Below are 1,795 nucleotides of genomic sequence, written 5' to 3' on the forward strand. Positions count from 1 at the left end.
GCCCCAACCACCGTCACCTTGCCCAGTTGGAGGAGATCGCCGAACGACGGCCGCTGCCGGTGCTGGTGGAAAAGCCGCTCTTCACCGATGTCGCCGACGCGGGCCGGATCGCGGCGCTGAAAGCCCGGCTGCCGTTCGTCTGGGTGGCCATGGAATACCGCTACATGCCGCCCGTTGCGGCCTTCCTTGAGCAGGCCAGCCACGCCACTGGCGGCATCCGCATGCTGACGCTGCGCGAGCACCGCTTCCCTTTCCTGACCAAGGTCGGCGACTGGAATCGCTTCAACCGCAACACCGGCGGCACCTTTGTCGAAAAATGCTGTCACTTCTTCGACCTGATGCGGCTGATCCTCAAATCCGATCCCGTGCGCGTGACGGCGAGTGCCGGACAGGCCGTGAACCATCTCGACGAACGCTTCGACGGCGAGACGCCGGATATTCTCGACCACGGCTATGTACTCGTCGACTTCGTCAGTGGCGCGCGCGCCATGCTGGAACTGTGCATGTTCGCCGAGGGCAGCCGCTACCAGGAGGAACTCTGCGCCGTCGGCGGCAACGGCAAGATCGAATGCCTGGTGCCCGGACCCGGCCGATTCTGGCCGGCGCATCTCGGATCAGCCCCGGTGCCCCAGCTCATCGTCAGCCCGCGCAATCCGCCGAGACCGCAGCTTCTGGAAATCCCGGTCGAACCGCAGCTGCTTGAGGCAGGCGACCATAACGGCTCGACCTATTTCGAGCACGCCCGCTTTGTCGCGGCGGTGCGCGGGCAGGGCAAGGTGGAGGTGACTTTGCAAGACGGCTGGTGGGCCGTCGTCATGGGTCTTGCCGCCGAAATCTCCGCCCGCCAAGGCCGCGCCATCGACCTCGCCAGTGAATTCGCGCTGCCAACTTAGGGAGTGCTGCCCTGGCCAGCGGCCACCATCATTGCAAGCCGGCCACAGCGAAATATTCCCACATCGTTCGTTGCTCGAATATCCGAGGGGCTCGAGTCCAAAACGCCGAGATTAATATGGTCATAAACCAAAATAAAATCAATAAGTTAAAGCAATGGTGGGCCCGGAGGGACTCGAACCCCCAACCAAGCGGTTATGAGCCGCCGGCTCTAACCATTGAGCTACAGGCCCCACACCCGGCTGGATTAATGTTTTTCCCCGAGCCGCACAAGGCTTTACGAACTGGCTGGCCGAGATCGCCCAAATCAGCCCATATTCAGACATTAGAGCGACGTGCGTCCACTTAGGCGCACTAAAGTACGCTCTAACGCTTTGAATCTACGCATCGTGCTTTCCGAAATCGATTCCGATTTTCGGGCCGATGCGGTAGTCGACAAGCGCGACTGGATCGCAGACCGAGGAGATTTTTATGACCAGACATCTTTTGCCCTTGGCGCTTGCCGCCGCAATCGCTTTTCCGGCGATCGCCGGCGCGGCCGATTCGCCGCCCCCGCCCCGCATCATCGTCACCGGCGAAGGCGAAGCGACCGCGGCCCCCGATCTGGCGCTGCTGACGCTCAGCGTCATGCGCGAGGCCAAGACCGCGCGCGCCGCGCTCGATGCCAACAACGACGCCATGGCATCCGTGATCGCCGCCATGAAGTCGGCTGGCATCAAGGAGCGCGACCTGCAGACGGCCGGCATCCAGATCAGCCCGCGCTACAACTACACCAACAAGCCGGACGGCAGCCAGGAAGCCGAACTCATCGCCTACCAGGTGACCAACACGCTTTCGGTGCGCATCCGCGACATCGACAAAACAGGCGAGATTCTCGACAAGGCGGTATCGCTCGGCGTCAACC

2 protein-coding genes and 1 tRNA gene are annotated in these 1,795 nt (G+C 62.3%); 2 read left to right on the plus strand and 1 reads right to left on the minus strand.

The features are described from left to right. On the plus strand, positions 1 to 893 hold an 893-nt coding region (locus E5W87_RS35240; protein WP_292408526.1), incomplete at its 5' end, for a Gfo/Idh/MocA family protein. A 155-nt stretch (positions 894 to 1,048) separates the two neighbouring features. Here E5W87_RS35240 and E5W87_RS35245 read toward each other — a convergent pair. Then, positions 1,049 to 1,124 (minus strand) — tRNA-Ile (locus tag E5W87_RS35245). A gap of 238 nt (positions 1,125 to 1,362) precedes the next feature. On the opposite strand from E5W87_RS35245, the gene E5W87_RS35250 reads away from it, so the two are divergent. Then, the coding region (locus tag E5W87_RS35250) for an SIMPL domain-containing protein (protein ID WP_292408531.1) at positions 1,363 to 1,795 on the plus strand (433 nt) is incomplete at its 3' end.

The organism is Mesorhizobium sp., assembly GCF_004962925.1.
Classification (GTDB): domain Bacteria; phylum Pseudomonadota; class Alphaproteobacteria; order Rhizobiales; family Rhizobiaceae; genus Mesorhizobium.